Origin of the sequence: Flavobacterium sp. S87F.05.LMB.W.Kidney.N (assembly GCF_004366435.1) — a bacterium.
Lineage (GTDB): Bacteria > Bacteroidota > Bacteroidia > Flavobacteriales > Flavobacteriaceae > Flavobacterium.
In genome coordinates this window covers 592,107-611,598 of the sequence record NZ_SODX01000001.1, presented here as the reverse complement: position 1 = coordinate 611,598, position 19,492 = coordinate 592,107, and the positions used below count along the sequence as shown (strand labels likewise).

The 19,492-nt window shown below is 33.2% G+C and carries 19 protein-coding genes; 12 read left to right on the top strand and 7 right to left on the bottom strand.

Annotation, left to right across the window (positions count from 1 at the left end):
* Positions 1-25: 25 nt before the first annotated feature.
* Complete coding sequence (locus tag EDB96_RS02735) at positions 26-982, top strand: geranylgeranylglycerol-phosphate geranylgeranyltransferase (protein ID WP_057115936.1); 957 nt, start codon at positions 26-28, stop codon at positions 980-982.
* Between the two features lie 336 nt (positions 983-1,318).
* Complete coding sequence (locus EDB96_RS02730; RefSeq protein ID WP_057115935.1) at positions 1,319-2,230, top strand: pseudouridine synthase; 912 nt, start codon at positions 1,319-1,321, stop codon at positions 2,228-2,230.
* A 62-nt stretch (positions 2,231-2,292) separates the two neighbouring features.
* Here EDB96_RS02730 and EDB96_RS02725 read toward each other — a convergent pair whose 3' ends face one another.
* Positions 2,293-2,895 (bottom strand): DUF937 domain-containing protein, encoded by a 603-nt coding sequence (locus EDB96_RS02725; RefSeq protein ID WP_057115934.1) that lies wholly within the window; start codon positions 2,893-2,895, stop codon positions 2,293-2,295.
* A gap of 278 nt (positions 2,896-3,173) precedes the next feature.
* A complete protein-coding gene (locus EDB96_RS02720; RefSeq protein ID WP_134139110.1) occupies positions 3,174-3,674 on the bottom strand; it encodes a DUF456 domain-containing protein in 501 nt (166 codons plus the stop codon).
* Between the two features lie 154 nt (positions 3,675-3,828).
* Between EDB96_RS02720 and EDB96_RS02715 the strand changes: the two genes are divergently transcribed.
* Positions 3,829-4,308 (top strand): hypothetical protein, encoded by a 480-nt coding sequence (locus EDB96_RS02715; RefSeq protein WP_057115932.1) that lies wholly within the window; start codon positions 3,829-3,831, stop codon positions 4,306-4,308.
* A 20-nt stretch (positions 4,309-4,328) separates the two neighbouring features.
* On the opposite strand, the gene EDB96_RS02710 is transcribed toward EDB96_RS02715, so the two are convergent.
* Both EDB96_RS02710 and EDB96_RS02705 read right to left on the bottom strand, forming a co-directional pair.
* A complete protein-coding gene (locus EDB96_RS02710; protein ID WP_134139109.1) occupies positions 4,329-5,432 on the bottom strand; it encodes a glycosyltransferase family 2 protein in 1,104 nt (367 codons plus the stop codon).
* Positions 5,429-6,373 carry a lysylphosphatidylglycerol synthase domain-containing protein gene (locus EDB96_RS02705; RefSeq protein WP_134139108.1) on the bottom strand — a complete coding sequence of 315 codons (945 nt, stop codon included), beginning with the start codon at positions 6,371-6,373 and terminating at the stop codon, positions 5,429-5,431. The genes EDB96_RS02710 and EDB96_RS02705 overlap by 4 nt, the downstream gene beginning before the upstream one ends.
* Before the next feature lie 108 nt (positions 6,374-6,481).
* On the opposite strand from EDB96_RS02705, the gene ruvC reads away from it, so the two are divergent.
* From ruvC to EDB96_RS02670, 7 genes are all read left to right on the top strand, one after another.
* Positions 6,482-7,036 carry a crossover junction endodeoxyribonuclease RuvC gene (ruvC, locus tag EDB96_RS02700; protein WP_134139107.1) on the top strand — a complete coding sequence of 185 codons (555 nt, stop codon included), beginning with the start codon at positions 6,482-6,484 and terminating at the stop codon, positions 7,034-7,036.
* Positions 7,037-7,100: 64 nt separating this feature from the next.
* Positions 7,101-8,231: a radical SAM family heme chaperone HemW gene (gene hemW / locus EDB96_RS02695; protein ID WP_134139105.1), complete on the top strand. Its 1,131-nt coding sequence runs from the start codon at positions 7,101-7,103 to the stop codon at positions 8,229-8,231.
* Positions 8,232-8,248: 17 nt separating this feature from the next.
* Complete coding sequence (locus EDB96_RS02690) at positions 8,249-8,860, top strand: SMI1/KNR4 family protein (RefSeq protein ID WP_134139104.1); 612 nt, start codon at positions 8,249-8,251, stop codon at positions 8,858-8,860.
* Between the two features lie 91 nt (positions 8,861-8,951).
* Positions 8,952-9,704 (top strand): cyclase family protein, encoded by a 753-nt coding sequence (locus EDB96_RS02685; protein WP_134139103.1) that lies wholly within the window; start codon positions 8,952-8,954, stop codon positions 9,702-9,704.
* 134 nt (positions 9,705-9,838) lie between these two features.
* Entirely contained in the window at positions 9,839-10,237 is a 399-nt protein-coding gene (locus EDB96_RS02680; protein WP_134139101.1) for a GNAT family N-acetyltransferase, read from the top strand.
* 85 nt (positions 10,238-10,322) lie between these two features.
* Positions 10,323-10,694 (top strand): MmcQ/YjbR family DNA-binding protein, encoded by a 372-nt coding sequence (locus EDB96_RS02675; RefSeq protein ID WP_134139100.1) that lies wholly within the window; start codon positions 10,323-10,325, stop codon positions 10,692-10,694.
* A gap of 70 nt (positions 10,695-10,764) precedes the next feature.
* Entirely contained in the window at positions 10,765-11,469 is a 705-nt protein-coding gene (locus EDB96_RS02670; protein ID WP_134139099.1) for a PH domain-containing protein, read from the top strand.
* 162 nt (positions 11,470-11,631) lie between these two features.
* On the opposite strand, the gene EDB96_RS02665 is transcribed toward EDB96_RS02670, so the two are convergent.
* A complete protein-coding gene (locus EDB96_RS02665; RefSeq protein ID WP_134139098.1) occupies positions 11,632-12,732 on the bottom strand; it encodes a DUF4407 domain-containing protein in 1,101 nt (366 codons plus the stop codon).
* Positions 12,733-12,973: 241 nt separating this feature from the next.
* On the opposite strand from EDB96_RS02665, the gene EDB96_RS02660 reads away from it, so the two are divergent.
* Positions 12,974-15,781 (top strand): TonB-dependent receptor, encoded by a 2,808-nt coding sequence (locus EDB96_RS02660; RefSeq protein ID WP_134139097.1) that lies wholly within the window; start codon positions 12,974-12,976, stop codon positions 15,779-15,781.
* Between the two features lie 74 nt (positions 15,782-15,855).
* Complete coding sequence (locus EDB96_RS02655; RefSeq protein ID WP_134139095.1) at positions 15,856-16,914, top strand: phytase; 1,059 nt, start codon at positions 15,856-15,858, stop codon at positions 16,912-16,914.
* Positions 16,915-17,152: 238 nt separating this feature from the next.
* Here EDB96_RS02655 and pckA read toward each other — a convergent pair whose 3' ends face one another.
* Both pckA and EDB96_RS02645 read right to left on the bottom strand, forming a co-directional pair.
* A complete protein-coding gene (pckA, locus tag EDB96_RS02650) occupies positions 17,153-18,757 on the bottom strand; it encodes a phosphoenolpyruvate carboxykinase (ATP) (RefSeq protein WP_134139094.1) in 1,605 nt (534 codons plus the stop codon).
* Between the two features lie 301 nt (positions 18,758-19,058).
* On the bottom strand, positions 19,059-19,445 hold the full coding sequence (locus EDB96_RS02645; RefSeq protein WP_134139092.1) for a DUF423 domain-containing protein: 387 nt from the start codon (positions 19,443-19,445) through the stop codon (positions 19,059-19,061).
* Positions 19,446-19,492: the final 47 nt, after the last annotated feature.

Below are 19,492 nucleotides of genomic sequence, written 5' to 3'. Positions count from 1 at the left end.
TCTAAACCTTTACAAACTATTTTATATGTTAAGCAGACAGCACAAACTTTTAGTAATGAAAATTGTTAGTCTGTTTTCTGTAGTTAGAGGTTATAATATTCCAATTATAGTTTTAGCACAGTATTTATCGGCTATCTTTATTTTGGCGCCAGAAATTAGAGCGCTGGATATTCTTCTTGATTTCCATTTATTTCTAATTGTTTTTGCTTCGGCGATTACGATTGCTTCGGGTTATATTATCAATAATTTTTACGACAGCCAGAAAGATTTAATTAATCGTCCGAACAAATCAATGCTGGACAGATTAGTGAGTCAAAAAACTAAATTATCGGTTTATTTTTCTTTGAATTTTCTTGCTGTTTTAATGGCTTTTATTGTTTCTTGGAGAGCATTTTTATTCTTCTCGGGTTATATTTTCCTAATTTGGTTCTATTCTCATAAAATAAAAAAATATCCAATTATCGGGAATTTAATGTCTGCATTGCTGGCTGTTACTCCGTTTTTTGCGATTTTACTCTATTTCTACAATAAAATTTCGTTTGAAGAAATTGAAAATCATATGAGTCATTTTGTGGTAATTTCGGCACATGCAGTTTTCTTGTTTTTACTTTTGCTGATTCGAGAAATGATTAAAGATTTGGAAAACTTAAAAGGTGATTTGGTAACGGATTATAGAACAATTCCTGTTTTGTATGGTGAAAAAATCTCTAAACAAGTTATTACTGCTTTAACGATTTTAACCATTTTACCTGTTTATGTTTTAATAAATATTTACGATGTGGGTTATATGGATATTTACTTTTATGCCTGCTTTGGGGTTTTGCTTTTTTTCTTGATTTATTTATGGAAATCGAATTCTAAGGAGCAGTTTTTAATGCTTCATAATGTTTTGAAATTCTTAATCGTTTCGGGTGTTTTCTGCATTGTTTTGATCAATCCGAGCGTTTTATGGCATGGGCGTGAATTGATTTCTAATTACTAATTTTTTATTCCACTGAGAACACCAAGAGTTTCGCAGAGATTCACGAAGATTGGTTGAGGTTGCTCTGTGTAAACTTTGTGAACCTTTGTGCAATAACTTATTCCAAAATATTTAAAAGAAGCCAATTGTTTGAAATCTAGCCCCGATTGAAGTGGAAATCTTTTTATTTTTTTCTTTAAAAAATAAAAAATTGGAACGGAAAGCGGGAAATAATGCCTGAAAAAAAGCCAATTGTGATGCTCCTTACTTCTTAAAATTTATTGCTATTAATCTAAGAACATTGAACTTAAGATTTATTAGCAGGAAAAAACTATCTTTGCACAAATTAATGATTTTATGAACAACAAGGAAGGCAATAATAAAAGAGGCGGATCTAGACCAAACAGCTCAAGATCAAACTCTAGTAAGCCAAAACCTCCTATGGCGAAACGTGCGCAAGGGCCGAAAAAAGTGAAACCGGAGGTTAAAGCCGCTAATGCTGCTGCGGAAGAAAAAGTAAAAAAACAAAATCAGGCTCCGAAAAGACAAAAGGCTTCAGATGAAATTCGTTTAAACAAATACATCTCGAATTCTGGTATTTGTTCGCGTCGTGATGCTGACATTTATATTCAGTCTGGAAACGTTAAAGTAAACGGTGTTCCAGTAACTGAAATGGGGTATTTGGTAAAATTGAATGATGTAGTAAACTTTGACGGTGTTACTTTGACTCCTGAAAAGAAAGAATATATTCTATTAAACAAACCTAAAAACTTTACGACAGCTCTGGATGAAGGTCAAGAATATCGTAACGTTCTAGAACTTGTTCGTGGTTCTACAAATGCAAAAATTGCTCCAATTGGAAGAATGGATAAAAATACGACTGGTTTATTGGTATTTACAAACGATACAGATATGATCCGTAAGTTTACTTTACCAAATCAAAAATCGTCTAAAATTTATCAGGTTTCTTTAGACAAAAACTTAAAGTTTGAGGATCTTGAAAAAATCAGCAAAGGTTTGGTTCTTGACGGACACCGCGTTTTTGTTGAGGAAATTAGCTATATTGATAATGAGCCCAAAAGCGAAATCGGACTTAAACTTCGTACTTCGAATGTAAAAGTGGTGCGTTCTATTTTTGAGTCTTTTGAATATAATGTTTTACGAATTGATCGTGTTGCATTTGCTGGTTTGACCAAAAAGAATCTTCCTAGAGGAAACTGGCGCTTTTTGACTGACCAAGAGATCATCAATTTGAAAAACGCTAAATAGTTTTTCAAATTTTGTTATAATATAATGAATCCTGTTTTCTTTGAAAATGGGATTTTTTTATTTTAGAAACTAAAGAAATTATGTCCGAAAAGGGTAAAAATTGATCTTCCGATAGATTGGTTTTTATCTTCTACTGTTTCGTAAGATGAAAAACCGAGTATGATTTTGATTCCAGGAGGAATACTGTTTAAAATGTCTCTTTTTTGGTCTTCGAGAAGTAATTTTAAACTTTCTAGTAATTGAAGATTATTTCTTAAGTAGGAAACTACAAGCAGTGCTGAAAAGTTAAGTATTTCTCTGGCTGTTTCGCTTTTAATACCGACTTCGTTTGAAACCATTTCTGAAATTCTTCCCTTTTTATTCGAGAACAACTCCTTAAGTAATGAATTTCCTTCTAAACGGTAACAATCATCAACTGATAAAATTCTACCTGCGTTAAAGTCAATTTCTTGGTAAAAAGTTGAATCTTCTTTTATCATTGAGGCTATTTCAGAATAAAAATCAGATTCTTCGGCTTTGTTGTAGAGTCCCATTAAAATTGTACCGATCGAGACATCAATTCCTTTTATTAAAAGGGCATCATTTTCAAAATAAAACTTGTTCAACTTGGAGACAACATTAGATGAAATAAAACGTCTAAGTTCAATTTGTAGGTTTGGGGTCATACGCGTTAACTTATTAAAGAAACATTATTTAAATTTGTTCAAAATAACCGATAAAGTGAGGCTTTTTATCGTTTATTGTGATAAAAATATAAAATAAATTAACATTTCCAAAAAATAAGTTAAAAATTTACATAGATAATAACCTCATGTTAACATAAAAAATGCGTAAACACCTGTAAACACAACCCTTTAGAACTCAAACACAAAAGACAAAAAAGTTAAGAAAATTTTGATGTTTTTATAAAAGGCAACGCAGAAGCTAGAAAAATGTTATATAATTAAAACAAAATGTTTCGATATTTCCACATTACGCTTAAAAAAATGCCCAAATAGACTACACAAAACATAAAATTAATAAAGCTCGAAGCAAGAAACCCAAGCAAGGAACCTGTTGCCGCTTTTAGTGCCCGTTTATGATTTTGTGAGTCGTATAACAATTCTCCGACAAGTGCTCCCAAAAAAGGTCCGATGATAACTCCAAAAGGAATTGGCGCCAAAATTCCGATAATTAAACCAATATTTGTCCCCCATATTCCATACGAACTTCCGCCGAACTTTTTTGTCCCCTGCGATGGGATTACGTAATCTAATATTGTTATGATTACCATTAAAACAAAAGTTATTCCTAAAACCCAATAATTATTTTCTACTGCTTTGGTTAGATATAGCAAAAGCAAACCCACCCAGCAGCTTGACAACCCAGGCAAAACAGGAAGAAAACTGCCAAAAATGCCAACAATCATGCATATAAAACCTAGTGTAACTAAAAGTAAATCCATATAGTTTTGATAAATTTGTTCTTACAAATTACTACTTTATTTTTTGCTATACAAACTTTAAAATTGTACCTTTAAAATATGAAGATTCCGCGTAATTGAAAGAATCTCTAAAAAAAATAATTGTATTTTTGTTTATTCATTCAACATTAAAATCTTGAGGCCGTTTTCACTTTTTTTCATCTGTATTATCTTTAATTCTTGTCAATATTTTGAGAAGCAGGTTCCGTCTGAAAAAGAATTACTTCAAAAAGAATTGAAATCGATCAACTGGAAAGAAGTAGACGAATACCCATCTGTCTCAAACTGTGAAAAAATAGCCGATAAAAAACTTCGCCAGCAGTGCTTTTTTGATGTAATGTCTGATCTCATTGAAGAAAAACTTAATGTTGATACTTTATCAATTATGTACCCAGAATTGGACACTATTGAAGTAAAAGTAACAATTTTTCCAAATGCAACTATGAAGTTTGAGCCTCAGTTTCCTAAAGATTCTGTTGCCTATGATACTATAAAAATTGACAGTATTCTGCATGCGCGTCTTGTTGATTTTCCAAAAGTAAATCCAGCTATAAAACGAGGCATTCCCGTAAAAACACAATTTATTCTGCCTGTAATTTTGAAAGCAAAGGAATAGTTTTACCCTTTTATATAAAGTTATTTCATAAAGCGCCTGTCTTTCCATTCGTACGAACCAAATAAGCTATACAAAGCTACACTTGTACTAAAAAAAGGATAAAACAAACTACTCAATAAAAAGCTTTTAAGCCTTGTATTCTTTAAAAACTGATTTGTTTTTGAAAGCAAAACAAAATCAACCATAAACTTTAAAAAAGCAAATAAAACAAAAAACGGATAATTTAAAATTTGGAAGAGAAGTAACAAAAAAGCAATTACAAAACTCAAATTTCCAAAGAAAACAACGTATCCCATAAATTTCCCGTAGCTACTTTTATACGAACTCGTTTTGGCCGCCCAGCGCACTCTTTGATGAAATAATGCTTTCCAGCTTTCTGTTGGTTTTGTAGTTACAATGGCCTCTTGAGCTTTTAGATAATGAACTTCATCTGGGAATTTTTCAATTGCTTTTTGCAGTAAAAAGACATCATCTCCACTTGCAATTTTGTCATTTCCAGTAAAACCATTTAAACTTTCAAACAATGATTTGGTGTACGCAAAATTAGCTCCGTTACACATAAAACCTTTGTTCAAACCAAAACTTCCAATTGTTGCGCCTTGTAAACTTGTCAAATCTAATTGCTGAAAATGATGCAGAAATGAATCTCCACATTCATACGTTACTGCTCCCGCCAGCATCGAAACTTTATTTTCCTGAATATAATTATCAAAAGTTAAAAGCCAGTTTTCTGGAATAAGACAATCAGCATCTGTGGTAATTACCCAATTGTTTTTTACGTATTGCATTGCAGTCGTAATAGCATCTTTTTTGGGCGATTTTGAAACTCGAATATTGTCTATTTGTGAAATGTGAAATGTGAAATGTGAGACTTGAAATTTCTCTCTCGAATTATCATCGACTAAAATTACTTCAAATAAATCTGTTGGATAATTTAGTGTCGAAAAGCTATTTAAAAGCTTTGGCAGGTTTTCTTCTTCATTTCGAAACGGAACTACTATGGTAAAACTTGTCTGTGGCTTTAAATCTTTTTTTTGATATTTTTTGACTTTGAAAAAACCATAAATAAGCAAACTAATGTTTACAATGTAAATAGCTAATATGGCAAACAAAGCAAAAATCATGCTGCTGTTTTCGTTTTAAAATTCAGCACAAAATAACTCCCTAAAAATACTGGTAATACAACATTTAAAAACCACATCAAAGTGCTTATAAAAATGACAATCCATTCGTTAACGCCAAGAATTCCGAAAAAATAAATAGCGACGCTTCCTTTAACTGCAAAATCCAGAAACTGAAATGTGGGCAATGATGAAGCTAAAAAGTATACTGATGTAATCGCCGCCATTAAAGTTAAATAAGGCAGATCGACATCAAAACCTAAAAATAAAAAGTAATATTGGTGCGAAAAAACTAAATATCTTAAAATACCTAAAAAAATGTTTTTTCTATGAATAGGCTTCGGAATTTCGTTGATTTTATGAATTAGTTTTTCAATTGAATATCCTTTGACTTTTATTTTTTTGATTGAAAATAAAATAATCAGAATTAGCAAAAATCCTCCGAACAAGATTAAGACTGTTTGGGTTGTAATAACATTAAACTGTGCATTGAAATAAAGCAAACCAAAAATTCCAAAAATGATCGTTAAAATCATTTGGATTCCGTTGCAGATTAAGTTTAGAAAAACAACTTTTTTAGCTTCCGATTTCGGATAATACAAAGCTTTTCCAGCGTATTCTCCGACTCCGTTTGGTGTAAAAATTCCAGCTGTTAAAGCGGCTAAAACCTGCTTTGTGGCTTCATAAACCGAAATTTGATGAATTACTTTGGCGAGATTCTGCCATTTTAAAATCTCAAAATACCGATTCAAAACACTCAAAAGTAATATAAACGAAATGCCTAAAACCGACTGATTTTTTCGAAATAAAACAATGAACTTATTCCAGTCCAATTTGTCGTTGTTGGCCAGCTGATTGTAAATAAAATAAAATGCACCGCCAACAATCAAAAGTTTGATTAGAAGAACTAGGAATTGCTTAGCTTTGTGAGGAATTGAAATCATGCCGCAAAAGTAATCAATTTGGAAATGTGGCAATTTGAAAATGAGAAAATGAATCGTTTCATTTCAAAAACTTGAAACTTTAAACATCAAACTTGAAACAAAACTCTCTTGACAAAAGAACGCATCATATTAGGTATTGACCCCGGAACTACAATTATGGGTTTTGGATTGATAAAAGTTATCAATAAAAAAATGGAGTTTTTGCAATTAAACGAATTGCAATTGTCCAAATACGATAATCATTACCAAAAACTAAAAATTATTTTTGAACGAACTATCGAATTAATCGAAACGCATCATCCTGACGAAATTGCGATTGAAGCGCCTTTTTTTGGTAAAAATGTACAATCGATGTTAAAGCTTGGACGCGCACAAGGCGTTGCCATGGCAGCAGGCCTTTCAAGAGATATTCCGATCACGGAATATGAACCTAAAAAGATAAAGATGGCGATTACCGGAAACGGAAATGCCAGCAAAGAACAGGTTGCGAAAATGCTCCAACAGCTTTTAGGATTAAAAGAATTACCCAAAAATCTCGATTCAACCGACGGTTTGGCAGCGGCAGTTTGTCATCACTTTAATTCAGGAAAAGTCGTAGCAGGAAAAAGTTATTCGGGCTGGGATGCTTTTGTGAAACAAAATGAGGACAAAATTAGAAAATAGTTTACAGTCGCAGTAACAGCTTAAGGCTGAGACTGAGACCGAAAACTGAGACTGAAAACTAAAAATGAGCGGTATCTACATCCATATTCCTTTTTGCAAACAGGCTTGCCATTATTGTGACTTTCATTTTTCGACTTCAATGAAAAAGAAAGATGAAATGGTTTTGGCTTTGTCCAAAGAAATTGGCATGCGTAAAAATGAGTTTAAGAACGAAATTATAGAGACAATATATTTCGGAGGTGGAACTCCTTCTGTTTTGACCAATGACGAAATCAATTTTTTAATTTTAGAAGTTTATAAAAACTATAAAGTCTCAGATAATCCAGAAATTACACTTGAAGCTAATCCCGATGATTTGTCCGCGGAGCGAATTTTTGAATTATCTAAAAGTCCGATAAACCGATTAAGCATTGGTATTCAGTCTTTTTATGAAGAAGATTTGAAGATGATGAACCGTGCTCATAATTCGGTGGAAGCCATAAAATGTTTACAAGAAGCGACAAAATATTTTGATAATATTTCACTCGATTTAATTTACGGAATTCCTGGATTGACAGATGAAATGTGGAAACAGAATATCGAAACGGCTTTGAGTTTTGGCATTCCACATATTTCGAGTTATGCATTGACGGTTGAACCCAAAACAGCCTTGAGCAAATTAATTCAGACTGGAAAAATCGCTGAACCGCAAGATGAAGCCGCTTCAAATCATTTTATGATTTTGGTTGAAACGCTCCAAAAAAATGGATTTATTCATTACGAATTATCGAATTTTGGGAAAGAGAATTATTTCTCCAAAAACAATTCGGCTTATTGGTTAGGAAAAAAATATATTGGAATCGGGCCTTCGGCGCATAGTTATGACGGTGAAAAAAGAGGCTGGAATATTGCGAATAATTCTTTGTATTTGAAATCGATTCAGAACAATGAACTTCCGATCGAAACAGAAATTTTGACCATTTCAGATCGTTATAATGAATATATTATGACAGGTTTAAGAACGATTTGGGGCGTTTCTTTAGAAAGAATTGAAAATGAATTTGGTTTGGAATATTTGAATTATCTGAAAAAACAATCTGAAAAATTCTTAAACGATGATTTGCTTTCCATTGAAAACAACATTCTAAAACCAACTCCAAAAGGAAAATTTTTAACGGATGGAATTGCAAGTGATCTGTTTTATTTAGATTTGTAATATAAATCTTAAATGAAATGAATTTAGAAACTGCAATATTAGAAATAAAAAAATTCTGGAATAATGATGATGATTTTCCTTTTGGAGAATCACAGAATAAAAGTCATATTCATCGTTTAGAAAATGAATTTAAAATTACATTACCTCACAATTTAAAAGATTACATAAGCAATTTTGCACCTCTAAAAGATTTTTATTTTTCTACGGTTGGTAATCCAATGTGTATTTATGGAGTTGAAAATCTAAAATATAAGCAAGATGGTTACAACTATAATTCAATAAAAAATACTGAAATTGGCGATTGGAACAAGAACTTTTTTATTTTTGCTGATGAAGGTGCTGATCCTGTTATTGTAGATTTTGAGGATCTGGAAAATGGCATTCAAAAACTTATGCATGGCGCAGGAAATTGGGAAACTGGTACAACAGTTGCAGATACCTTAGGACAGTTTTTACTTTGCAGCGCCGCGCTTCATCACGCCTTAAGCAATTTTGAAGATGAGTCTATAATTGATGATGAAAATGGTTTCAACCTTGCTGACAATGCTGCAAAATGGTACTTCAAAAATATGAGAAATTGGGCGGGCAAATATTATGACGAATGGTGTTCTGTTTTTGATAATCATTAATAAAAAATGGAATTAAAAGAGTCGCAAACAATCTTTAATAATCCTTGGCGCCCTTTGCGTAAACCTTAGCGACCCTTGCGGTTAAATCAACATGATAGCAAAAATCAACAACTTCGAAATCGACTTATCAAAACCCATTGATATCTCAATTCCTTTAACCAATACAGACGAAAACCCAATTGCCTGGTATATCGAAAAACCTTCAATAGAACCTGTAATTTTTGGCGATTGGATTGGGAAAGTTTCTGAAGGAAAATCATCAACGAACTTTAATAATATTTTCTTCAACCCGCATGGGCATGGAACGCACACGGAATGTCTGGGACATATTACAAATGATTTTTACAGCATTAATCAATCACTTAAACAGTTTTTCTTTTTTGCTAAATTGATTACCATTGAGCCTGAGAAAATTGGGGATGATCTCGTTATTACGAAAGAAAGCATCTCGACTTCGCTCAATGTGACATCGTTCGAGGCTTTGATTATTAGAACACTTCCCAATCAAAAAGAAAAAAAATCAAGAAAATATTCGAATACAAATCCGCCTTATTTGTCTGAAGAAGCTGCGATTTTCATACGCGAAAGCGAAATTCAGCATTTGTTGATTGATTTGCCAAGTGTTGATAAAGAACATGACGAAGGCAAATTATTGGCTCACAAAGCATTTTGGAATGTAAAAGACACTCATAATCTTAATTCTGATGCACGGTTAAATGCGACAATTACCGAAATGATGTATGTTCCAGACGAAATTGAAGATGGAAATTATATACTAAATCTTCAAATCGCTTCGTTTGAAAATGACGCAAGTCCATCAAAACCAATTTTATATAAGATTTAAAAAGTTTGCCACGACCCGAGCGAAAGCGAATTGGCAAAGCAATTACACTAATTCCCACTAATTTTTACATGCTTGAAGTGAAAAAATTAATTCGTGAAAATTCGTGAAATTCGTGGCAAGAAAAACAATAAACTATGATTAGCGTATCTACTGATAAAACCAAACTCGACGTTCCGTTTATACAAAACTTTTTAAAAGACATTTATTGGGCTGCAGGACGAACTATTGAAGAAGTGCAGACTACAATTGATGCTTCGGTTTGTTTTGGAATCTATTTAGATGACAAACAAATTGGTTTTGCAAGAGTAATTACCGATTACGCGGTATTTGCTTATTTAATGGACGTTTTTATAACCGAAGAACATCGTGGAAAAGGATATTCGTCGATCTTAATTGAAACGATGATGAAGGAACCTCAACTTCAAAATGTCAAAATTTGGAGATTAGCCACAACTGACGCTCACTTTTTATACGGGAAATTCGGATTTACAAAACTCAATCATCCTGAAAAAATGATGGAAAAAATAGTTTAATAAACACTAATTTCACTAATTGCCATGAAACAGTTCAATTAGTGAAATTTGTGTAATTCGTGTTGAATCATAACTTTTTTATAATATGAATTTAGAAACGTTTTACGAATATTGTCTTTCGAAAAAAGGTGTCAGCGAACATTTTCCATTTGATGAAGACACTTTAGTTTTTAAAGTTGGAGGCAAAATGTTTGCTCTATCTTCTTTATCGCAATGGGAAAAGAACGAGCAATCGGTCAATTTAAAATGTGATCCAGACCGCGCACAGGAACTCAGAGCTGAATATGATGAAATACAACCTGGATTTCATATGAGTAAAGTACATTGGAATACGATTGCTTTAAACGGAAATCTTCCAGATAAATTTGTCAAAGAATTGATCGATCATTCCTATGAATTGGTTTTCAAAAGTTTGACAAAGAAAATTCAGAATGAAATTATCGAATTAGAAAATTAGGCATTACATTTGTAACGTCAGTAAAAAAACTCAGCAACTTAAAAGCTCAGTAACTTAGCAACTTAAAAAAATGAAAGAACAATTTAAAAAATTTCTGAACGAAGAACAAGATCCAAAAGCGATTGAAAAAATCACTTCGAAACTTACAGATTTATTAATGAAAGGCGAAGAAGTTGGATATATTGCAGTGCAAAAAAAGCCTGCTATTACTGTTTTTCCAGACAGCATTGTATTAACAAACAAGCGTATCATTATCTGTAAGCCTAAAAATTTAGGTCTTTCTATGGATTTTACAGATTACACTTGGGATGATATTGCGAGTACTTTTGTAAAAGAAAACATTTTAGGTTCTGAATTTTCATTTGGTACCAAAACAGACTTAGCTGTTTCTATTGATTATATTCCAAAAATTCAGGCTAGAAAAATTTATACTTACGCTAAAGAGCAATTGGATTTATTGAAAAATCCTATTTCTGCTGCTGCACCAATTCAAGAAACTGTTGAACCAGAATACGAAGACGAAGCTGAAGAAGTTGAAGAAGTAGAAACTGAAGAAGTAACAAGTTTTGCTGAAATTTTGCCTTCTGCACCAGCTTTTACAGAAACAACTTATGAGCCGCTTCCAACACAGCCAGCTGGAGAACGTAAATTAAGCGACTTATCTAAAGAGGAACTTTTTGATAAATTACAGAATTACAAAAAACTCCTTGATAACGGATTGATCATGCAGGGAGAGTACGATGCTTATAAAAAAGAGATTTTAAGTTATATGTAAGTATTAAAGTATTAAAGTCTTAAAGTCAAAAGTCGAAAGTCGAAAGTCTTAAAGTTTTTTGACATTGCCTAAATAAAAAAGCCAGAAATAGAGATTCTATTTCTGGCTTTGTCTTTTGGTCAACACTTGGACTTTCAAACTTTTGACTTTATGACTTTCGACTTATAAAGTCGCTTTCTGCTTTTCTACAAATTTATGCGATTGCAATTCGAGTAACTCTTTTGCATTTTTACGTTGTAAATCGTACAGGCTTTTATCTTCGGCAATATCTGCATAAACTTTATCGTGCATTTCGGCGCTTGTTTTCACTAGCAGTTCACGTTGGTATTTATTTTGTGCCAAAGTGGCTTTCATTGCTGTTTCGGCTTCTTCTTGTTTGAAATCGAATTCACCTTTTGGAGCTAATAATTTGGCTATAATTGGAGAAGTTTCGATTGCTAAAAACAATAACATAATGAAAAATGACGGAAGCCAAGGCAGTTTATTTAACGCATTGATGCGTGCCATTAATCCGTCGAAACCTTCAATGATAGGCTGAGTCTGTGATACTTTTTTATCTAGATCCGCCTGGAGTTTTACGCCTGCTTTTTCTTTTTCGGCAATTTTAGCTTCGTTTGCTGTTTTTAAAGTTTCAAATTCTTTTAAAGATGCATCGTGTTTCTCGCGTTTTTCTTTATAAACAGGACCTTTTCCTAATTTTTTAGTTCCAGCAGTTCCTTCTGCTTCTGTAATATAAGTAGAATATAAAGCATTTACTTCTTTCTCTTTCTTTACAATATCTGCTTTTAAAACTGCAATCTCAGCCTTATTTTTATCTAAATCTGTTTTGAAATACGTTCCAATTTGTTTTTTATTGGCCAACTCCATTTCGTTTTTCTCTTTCAATAAAACGGTATTGATTTCTTTTTCGAATATTTTAATTTCCAAAGGTTTAGAAATTACGATTGCAATAATAACAGCCAATATAATTCGTGGAGTCGCTTGTAGAAATTCGTCTAAAAACCGATCTCTTTTCTTAATTGTAGAAACGATAAATCGGTCTAAATTAAAAATCAGTAAACTCCATACAAATCCGAAAATTAAAGCGGGATAAATAGAATCGAAAACGGTAAAAAGCGCATAAGCACTGGCTAAGAAAGCCATAACTGCTGTAAAAAATACAGTGGCGCCAATACCAACATATTTAGTTTGTTCGCCTTCTGAGCAGTCTTTCAAGAGGTCTCGGTCGACTCCTGAACATAGGATAAAAAATTGTTTTAACATGATTGATGATTTTTGATTGTGATTGATATGGCAAATTTAGCGCCAAAAATTTAATTCTCAGACAAATAGTTGATTTGTTTTCACTTAACGCTACGAAATTCCTTTTTTTATTGAATGTTATTTTAACATTAATCTATTTCTAATGTTGGGTAGGAATCATAACACTATGTTAATTTTTTTTCAAGGGTTTAGTAATACAAGGGCTTTAGCTTCGCAACCAAAATCAAACTAAACACACACAATGAAAAAATTTTTAGTATTAACACTCTTTTTATTATCTCTAACGGGTTTTGCCCAAAAGGCGATTATATCTGGAAAGATATTAGACGCTGATGACAAACTGCCTCTTCCTGGAGCTATGATTCAAATAGTTGGCGAAAAAAAATATACCGTTTCTGACTATAACGGTCGTTTTGAGTTATTGAATATTAATGAGGGGAGCTATAAAGTTGAAGTAAAATATATCGGTTATTCTTCTTTAACTCAAGAAATAAAAGTTGAACAAGGAAAAAACAATGTAATCGATTTTGCTCTTAAAACCTCTGGAACTGAACTGAATGAAGTTATTGTTGGAGACATCTTAAAAGGTCAGGCAAAAGCATTAAATCAGCAAAAAAACAATAAAAATATCGGAAATGTAATTTCTTCTGATCAAATGGGACGTTTTCCTGATGCCAATGTGGGAGACGCTTTAAAACGTGTTCCTGGTATTACAATGCAGAATGACCAAGGTGAAGCTCGTAATATTATTATTAGAGGTTTGGCGCCATCTTTGAACTCGGTTACTTTAAATGGTGACAGAATTCCTTCAGCAGAAGGAGATAACAGAAATGTACAAATGGACTTAATTCCGTCTGATATGATTTCTACGATTGAAGTAAACAAAACTCTTACATCTGATATGGATGCTGACGCGATTGGAGGTTCTGTAAACTTAATTACAAGAGCAACTCCAAATGGAGAAAGAATTTCTGCAACACTTGCCGGAGGATATCTGCCAATTCGTGACCACGCTTCTTACACTGCTGGTTTTGTATATGGTAATCGCTTTTTTGATAATAAATTAGGCGCAGTTTTCAGCGGTTCTTACAACAATGTTGATTACGGATCTGATAACATCGAAAACGAATGGGTAAAAGATGATTTTGGAAATGAATACCTACAAGCTTCAGAAATTAGAAAATATGATGTACAGCGTATTCGCCGCAGCGGATCTATTGCTTTAGATTACAAATTTGACGAAAACAACACCATTTTTGCTAATGCAATTTACAACTGGAGAGACGATAGAGAAAATCGTTTCAGAACAACTTACGATGATATTGAACCTATTTACGATGGCGAAACAATTACAGGATTTGAAGGTCGTGTAAAACGTCAGACAAAAGGTGGTCTTGATAACAACAGAAACAAAAACAGAAGATTAGAAGATCAAAGAGTTCAAAATTATTCTATTCGTGGAGAGCACTTAATCAATTCTACATTAGATTTAGACTGGTCTGCAAACTACGCAAAAGCTAGAGAATACCGTCCAGGTGAGCGTTATATCGAATACCGTCAAAAAGGTTTAGAAATGTTTGAAGATTTATCTAATCCAAGATTTCCATTAATGACAACTGTTGGCGAATCAACAGACGAATTTAAATTTGATTCTGTTACTGAAAATACAGATGAAACAAGTGAAAGCGAATTTGGTGCAAAAGTAAATATCCGTTTTCCTTTTTCTGTAATTGCAGGTGAAAAAGGAAGATTGAGAACGGGGCTTAGACTTCGTTTAAAAGAGAAAGAAAGAAATAATGTGTTCTATTCTTATACTCCAATTAACGAGGATATGGAGTTATTATCGCAAGTTCCAACATCTTATTATGATGGAAACGGATTTAATCCAGGAAGTAAATATGTGCCAGGAACTTTCGCTTCAGCTTCTTTCTTAGGAAGTTTAGATTTAAACAACGCTGCTTTGTTTGAAAAAGAAGCAGATCCAGCAGAATATTTAGCAGTAAACTATAATGCTAAAGAAAGAATTACTGCTGCGTATGTAAGATGGGATCAGGATTTTAATGATAAACTTTCTATGGTTTTAGGTTTCCGTGTGGAGAATACTCACATTGATTATACAGGAAACCGTGTATTGGACGAAGAAGAATTAGAGAGTAAAATCAACAATACAAACTCTTATACTAATCTTTTGCCAAGCATCTCATTCCAATACAATGCAACAAAAGATTTGATTTTAAGAGCTGCTGCAACCACTGCTTTAGCACGACCAAATTATTATGCATTAGCTCCTTATGTAAATAACATTGCTGCAGACAAAGAAATTACAGCTGGAAATCCTGATCTTGACGCTACTTATTCATACAATTATGATTTCATGGCAGAGAACTATTTCAAATCTGTTGGTTTGATTTCTGGAGGTGTTTTCTACAAAAGATTAAATGATTTCATTTACAACTACAGCGACAATCAATATACTGATGCTAAATTTGCGGCAGATTTTCCTAATCAAGTAAATCCAATTCCAGCGGGAGAAAACTGGTCATTTTTACAATCAAGAAACGGAGACACTGTTGATGTTTACGGATTCGAAGTTGCTTTCCAGCGTCAGTTAGATTTCCTTCCTGGTAAATTCTTAAAAGGTTTTGGTATATATTTAAACTATACTTACACAAAATCTAAAGCTAAAGGAATTGCAGATGAGGATGGAAACGAAAGAAACGATATTAGTCTTCCAAGAACAACTCCTCATATGTTTAACGGATCTTTATCTTGGGAAAACAAACGTTTCTCTGCTAGAATCTCAACAAACTTTACATCTGATTATTTAGATGAATTAGGTTCTGAGTCTTACAAAGACAGTTACTATGACAAACAGTTTTTCTTAGATGCAAACGCTTCTTATAAAATTACTCCAAAACTTCGCTTTTTTGCAGAAGCTAATAACTTAACCAATCAGCCGTTGCGTTATTATCAAGGAGTTGCTGCTCATACGAAACAAGCAGAATACTATCAAGCTCGTTACAATTTCGGATTGAAATTAGACTTGTAAAATCAATACTAAAAACTACTAAATTAGACAGGACTTAGCGGTTCTGTCTAATTCATTTAAAATAAAATACCAAAATGAAAAATAAATCGATACTTGCTTTTTTACTTTTAAGCCTTGCTTTTACAGCTTGTAAAGACGATAAATTAGCTCCTATTCAACCAAATGCCGTAAAACCAACAACTGTTACCGAAGCATTACCTCATGATACAGATGATCCCTCGATTTGGATTAACCCAAACGATGCGTCAAAAAGTATTATTGTTGGAACTGATAAAGATACCGATGGTGGTTTGTATGCTTTTGATTTGAATGGAAAAATCCTTAAAAAATCAATTCCGTTAAAACGCCCAAACAATGTTGACATCGCTTACGGACTGATCATTGACGGAAAAAAAGTAGATATTGCCGTTACAACAGAGCGCGAAAGCAACAAGATTAGAATCTTCAGCCTGCCAAATTTAGAACCGATTGACAATGGCGGAATTCCTGTTTTTGAAGGAGATGCAGAAAGAGATCCAATGGGAGTTGCATTATACACACGTCCAAGTGATCAGAAAATTTTTGCTATTGTAGGAAGAAAAACGGGAGCTTCTGGAAGTTATTTATGGCAGTACGAACTTTCTGGAAACGGAAAATTTGCTGCTGCAAAAGTGGTTCGTAAATTCGGGACTTACAGCGGTAAAAAAGAAATCGAAGCTATAGCAGTTGATAACGAATTAGGATTTGTTTACTATTGCGACGAACAAGCTGGAATTAGAAAATACAAAGCAGACCCAGCTTTAAATGATAATAAAGAACTGGCTTTCTTTGGTCAAAAAGATTTCAAGGCAGATCACGAAGGAATTGCGATTTACAAAAAAACAGATTCTACAGGATATATTTTAGTATCCAACCAGCAGGCCAATTCTTTTATGGTTTACCCAAGAGAAGGTTCCAACGGAAACCCAAACAAACATCCATTGTTAGCTGAAGTTCCAACTTCTACAATTGAATGCGATGGTGCCGATGTTACGAGCGTAAACTTAGGCCCAAAATACAAAAACGGACTTTTCGTAGCGATGAGCAACGGCATGACTTTCCATTATTATGCTTGGGATTTGATCCAAAAACGCATAGACGAGGCTAAAAAATAAAGATTCAGTGTTGATTTGAAATTGCAGTTTTTCAGTACTTTCCTTTAAACTGTGCTGAAAACTGCGTTTCAATGTCTTTAAAAATTACTCATTGTCGGGCTGAGCGAAGTCGAAGCACAGTTTCCTATTGAAGCGCCCTTCGACTTCGCTCAGGGACAAACAAGCAGTAGAAATACACACAAAAAAAAAGCTGTTCAGTGATGAACAGCTTTTTTTAATTTGAATTAACTAATTCCTTTTATTCTGTAATCGGTGCTCCCGCTAAGATTTCAGCGTTTGCAAACTCTTCAAATTTGGCAAAATTAGCTTTGAATTTTTGTGCCAATTCTAATGCTTTTTGATCGTATAAATCTTTGTCTTCCCAAGTATTTCTCGGATTTAAAATCTCTTCTGGAACATTCGGGCAAGATTGTGGTTTTGCAATTCCAAATACTTTATGATCTGCATACTCTACATTATCCAATTCTCCTTTTAAAGCTGCAGTAATCATGGCACGAGTATATTTCAATTTCATACGGCTTCCAATTCCGTAAGGTCCACCAGTCCATCCTGTATTGATCAACCAAACTTTTACGCCGGCATCTTTCATTTTTTTGCTTAACATTTCAGCATAACGAGTTGGGTGCAAAGGCATAAAAGGCGCTCCAAAACAAGCAGAGAAATTAGGCTGAGGCTCTGTTACACCAGCTTCTGTACCCGCAACTTTTGCAGTATACCCAGAAATAAAGTGGTAAGCTGCCTGACCTGGAGTCAATTTTGAGATTGGAGGCAAGATTCCGAAAGAATCGGCCGTTAAGAAAAATATATTTTTAGGATTATGTCCCACCAAACCTGGCTGTACATTATCTATATGAGTAATTGGATAACTTACACGAGTATTTTGTGTGATCGAAACATCGTCAAAATCTACTTCGTTTGTTCCTGCTTTAAAAACCACATTTTCTAAAAGCGCTCCTTTTTTGATTGCTCTAAAAATGTCTGGCTCGTTCTCTTCTGTTAAGTTGATTACTTTAGCATAACAACCACCTTCAAAGTTAAAAACAGTATTTTCATTTGTCCAGCCGTGTTCGTCGTCTCCGATCAATTTACGTTCTGGATCTGCAGATAAAGTTGTTTTTCCTGTTCCAGATAATCCGAAGAAAATTGCTGTATCCCCGTCTTCTCCAACATTCGCACTACAGTGCATAGGAAGTGTATTTTTGAAAACTGGAAGTATAAAGTTTAATGCAGAGAAAATTCCTTTTTTCATTTCTCCAGTATAACCTGTTCCTCCAATTAAAGCGATTTTTTTAGTAAAATCCAAAATTGCGAAATTAGACTGTCGTGTTCCGTCTACAGCAGGATCTGCCATAAAACTTGGTGCACAAACTACTGTCCATTCTGGAGTAAAATTAGCCAGTTCCGATTCTTCTGGACGTAAAAACATATTGTAACAGAACAAATTTGACCAAGCTGTTTCGGTTACAACACGAACATTTAATCTATAATTTGGATCAGAGCAAACATAAGAATCGCGAACAAAAACTTCTTTGTCTGATAAAAATGCTGTTACTTTATTATATAGCTTTTCAAAAGCTTGAGGTTCAAACGGGATATTTACATTTCCCCACCAAACTTGATCCTTTGTAATATCATCTTTTACAATGAAACGATCTTGTGGAGAACGACCTGTAAATTCACCTGTATTAATTGCCAACGCTCCGGTAGAATTCTCAACACCTTGTCCTGACTGCAAAGTAATCGCATGTAATTCATCTGCAGATAGTTGATAACGAACTTTTGCATTTTCAATTCCTAATTCTTTTAACGAAATCGATTGCGCGAAAACTGTGTTAGTGTCCATAAATTTTAAGTTGTGTGTGATATTTATTTCAGAAGCAAAATTACAGATTAATTCTTATTCGTTTTAAAATAATTAAATTTCACTTTGATTTATACGAAAAAAGAGAAATTTCACTTTAAAAATTACAAAAAGAAAAAAATAACTGCTTCTAATTTGTTTATTTACAACCTTATAAGCGAATTTGTTATATTATTTTAGTTTTACAACCTAAAATAGAAAAAATTCACATAACTAAAGTTATATGTTATTTATGAGACAAAATTAAAGATTAATTCTTAGACAGAATTTTTTTTTCGGGATTTTATGATTTTCTCTTCAAAATCGTAAAGAATAATAGCGTCCAAGCGATAATTAATAGAAAACCACCCACAGGAGTTGCGAATACTATAATTTTAAAATCAAACAAAGTGTAGTCTTTTGTTGCCAACAAATAAATCGAACCGCTAAAAAGAACGACTCCGGCAACTACTAAATTATAGATAGCTTTTAATGTTTTTTCTGCAATATCTTTTTGCGTAGATAAAAACAACAGAAAAAGAGCGTGGTACATTTGGTAGCGAACACCAACTTCAAAAGTATTTAATTGATCAACCGAAAGATATTTTTTTAATAAATGAGCTCCAAAAGCACCCAAAATAATAGCTAACATACCTATAAAAGCTCCAGTAAGAACAATTCTTCGTTTCATGATTTATATCTTTTGAAATTTGAAACAAAAATACTTCAAACAAACCA

Excerpts from the sequence above, each read along its gene's own strand:
- EDB96_RS02735 (WP_057115936.1), top strand. The coding sequence starts at position 26 with ATGTTAAGCAGACAGCACAAACTTTTAGTAATGAAAATTGTTAGTCTG.
- EDB96_RS02730 (WP_057115935.1), top strand. The coding sequence starts at position 1,319 with ATGAACAACAAGGAAGGCAATAATAAAAGAGGCGGATCTAGACCAAAC.
- EDB96_RS02665 (WP_134139098.1), bottom strand. The coding sequence starts at position 12,732 with ATGTTAAAACAATTTTTTATCCTATGTTCAGGAGTCGACCGAGACCTC.
- EDB96_RS02680 (WP_134139101.1), top strand. The coding sequence starts at position 9,839 with ATGATTAGCGTATCTACTGATAAAACCAAACTCGACGTTCCGTTTATA.
- EDB96_RS02645 (WP_134139092.1), bottom strand. The coding sequence starts at position 19,445 with ATGAAACGAAGAATTGTTCTTACTGGAGCTTTTATAGGTATGTTAGCT.
- EDB96_RS02725 (WP_057115934.1), bottom strand. The coding sequence starts at position 2,895 with ATGACCCCAAACCTACAAATTGAACTTAGACGTTTTATTTCATCTAAT.
- EDB96_RS02705 (WP_134139108.1), bottom strand. The coding sequence starts at position 6,373 with ATGATTTCAATTCCTCACAAAGCTAAGCAATTCCTAGTTCTTCTAATC.
- EDB96_RS02655 (WP_134139095.1), top strand. The coding sequence starts at position 15,856 with ATGAAAAATAAATCGATACTTGCTTTTTTACTTTTAAGCCTTGCTTTT.
- EDB96_RS02660 (WP_134139097.1), top strand. The coding sequence starts at position 12,974 with ATGAAAAAATTTTTAGTATTAACACTCTTTTTATTATCTCTAACGGGT.
- hemW (WP_134139105.1), top strand. The coding sequence starts at position 7,101 with ATGAGCGGTATCTACATCCATATTCCTTTTTGCAAACAGGCTTGCCAT.
- EDB96_RS02720 (WP_134139110.1), bottom strand. The coding sequence starts at position 3,674 with ATGGATTTACTTTTAGTTACACTAGGTTTTATATGCATGATTGTTGGC.
- pckA (WP_134139094.1), bottom strand. The coding sequence starts at position 18,757 with ATGGACACTAACACAGTTTTCGCGCAATCGATTTCGTTAAAAGAATTA.
- EDB96_RS02685 (WP_134139103.1), top strand. The coding sequence starts at position 8,952 with ATGATAGCAAAAATCAACAACTTCGAAATCGACTTATCAAAACCCATT.
- EDB96_RS02710 (WP_134139109.1), bottom strand. The coding sequence starts at position 5,432 with ATGATTTTTGCTTTGTTTGCCATATTAGCTATTTACATTGTAAACATT.
- EDB96_RS02670 (WP_134139099.1), top strand. The coding sequence starts at position 10,765 with ATGAAAGAACAATTTAAAAAATTTCTGAACGAAGAACAAGATCCAAAA.
- EDB96_RS02690 (WP_134139104.1), top strand. The coding sequence starts at position 8,249 with ATGAATTTAGAAACTGCAATATTAGAAATAAAAAAATTCTGGAATAAT.
- EDB96_RS02675 (WP_134139100.1), top strand. The coding sequence starts at position 10,323 with ATGAATTTAGAAACGTTTTACGAATATTGTCTTTCGAAAAAAGGTGTC.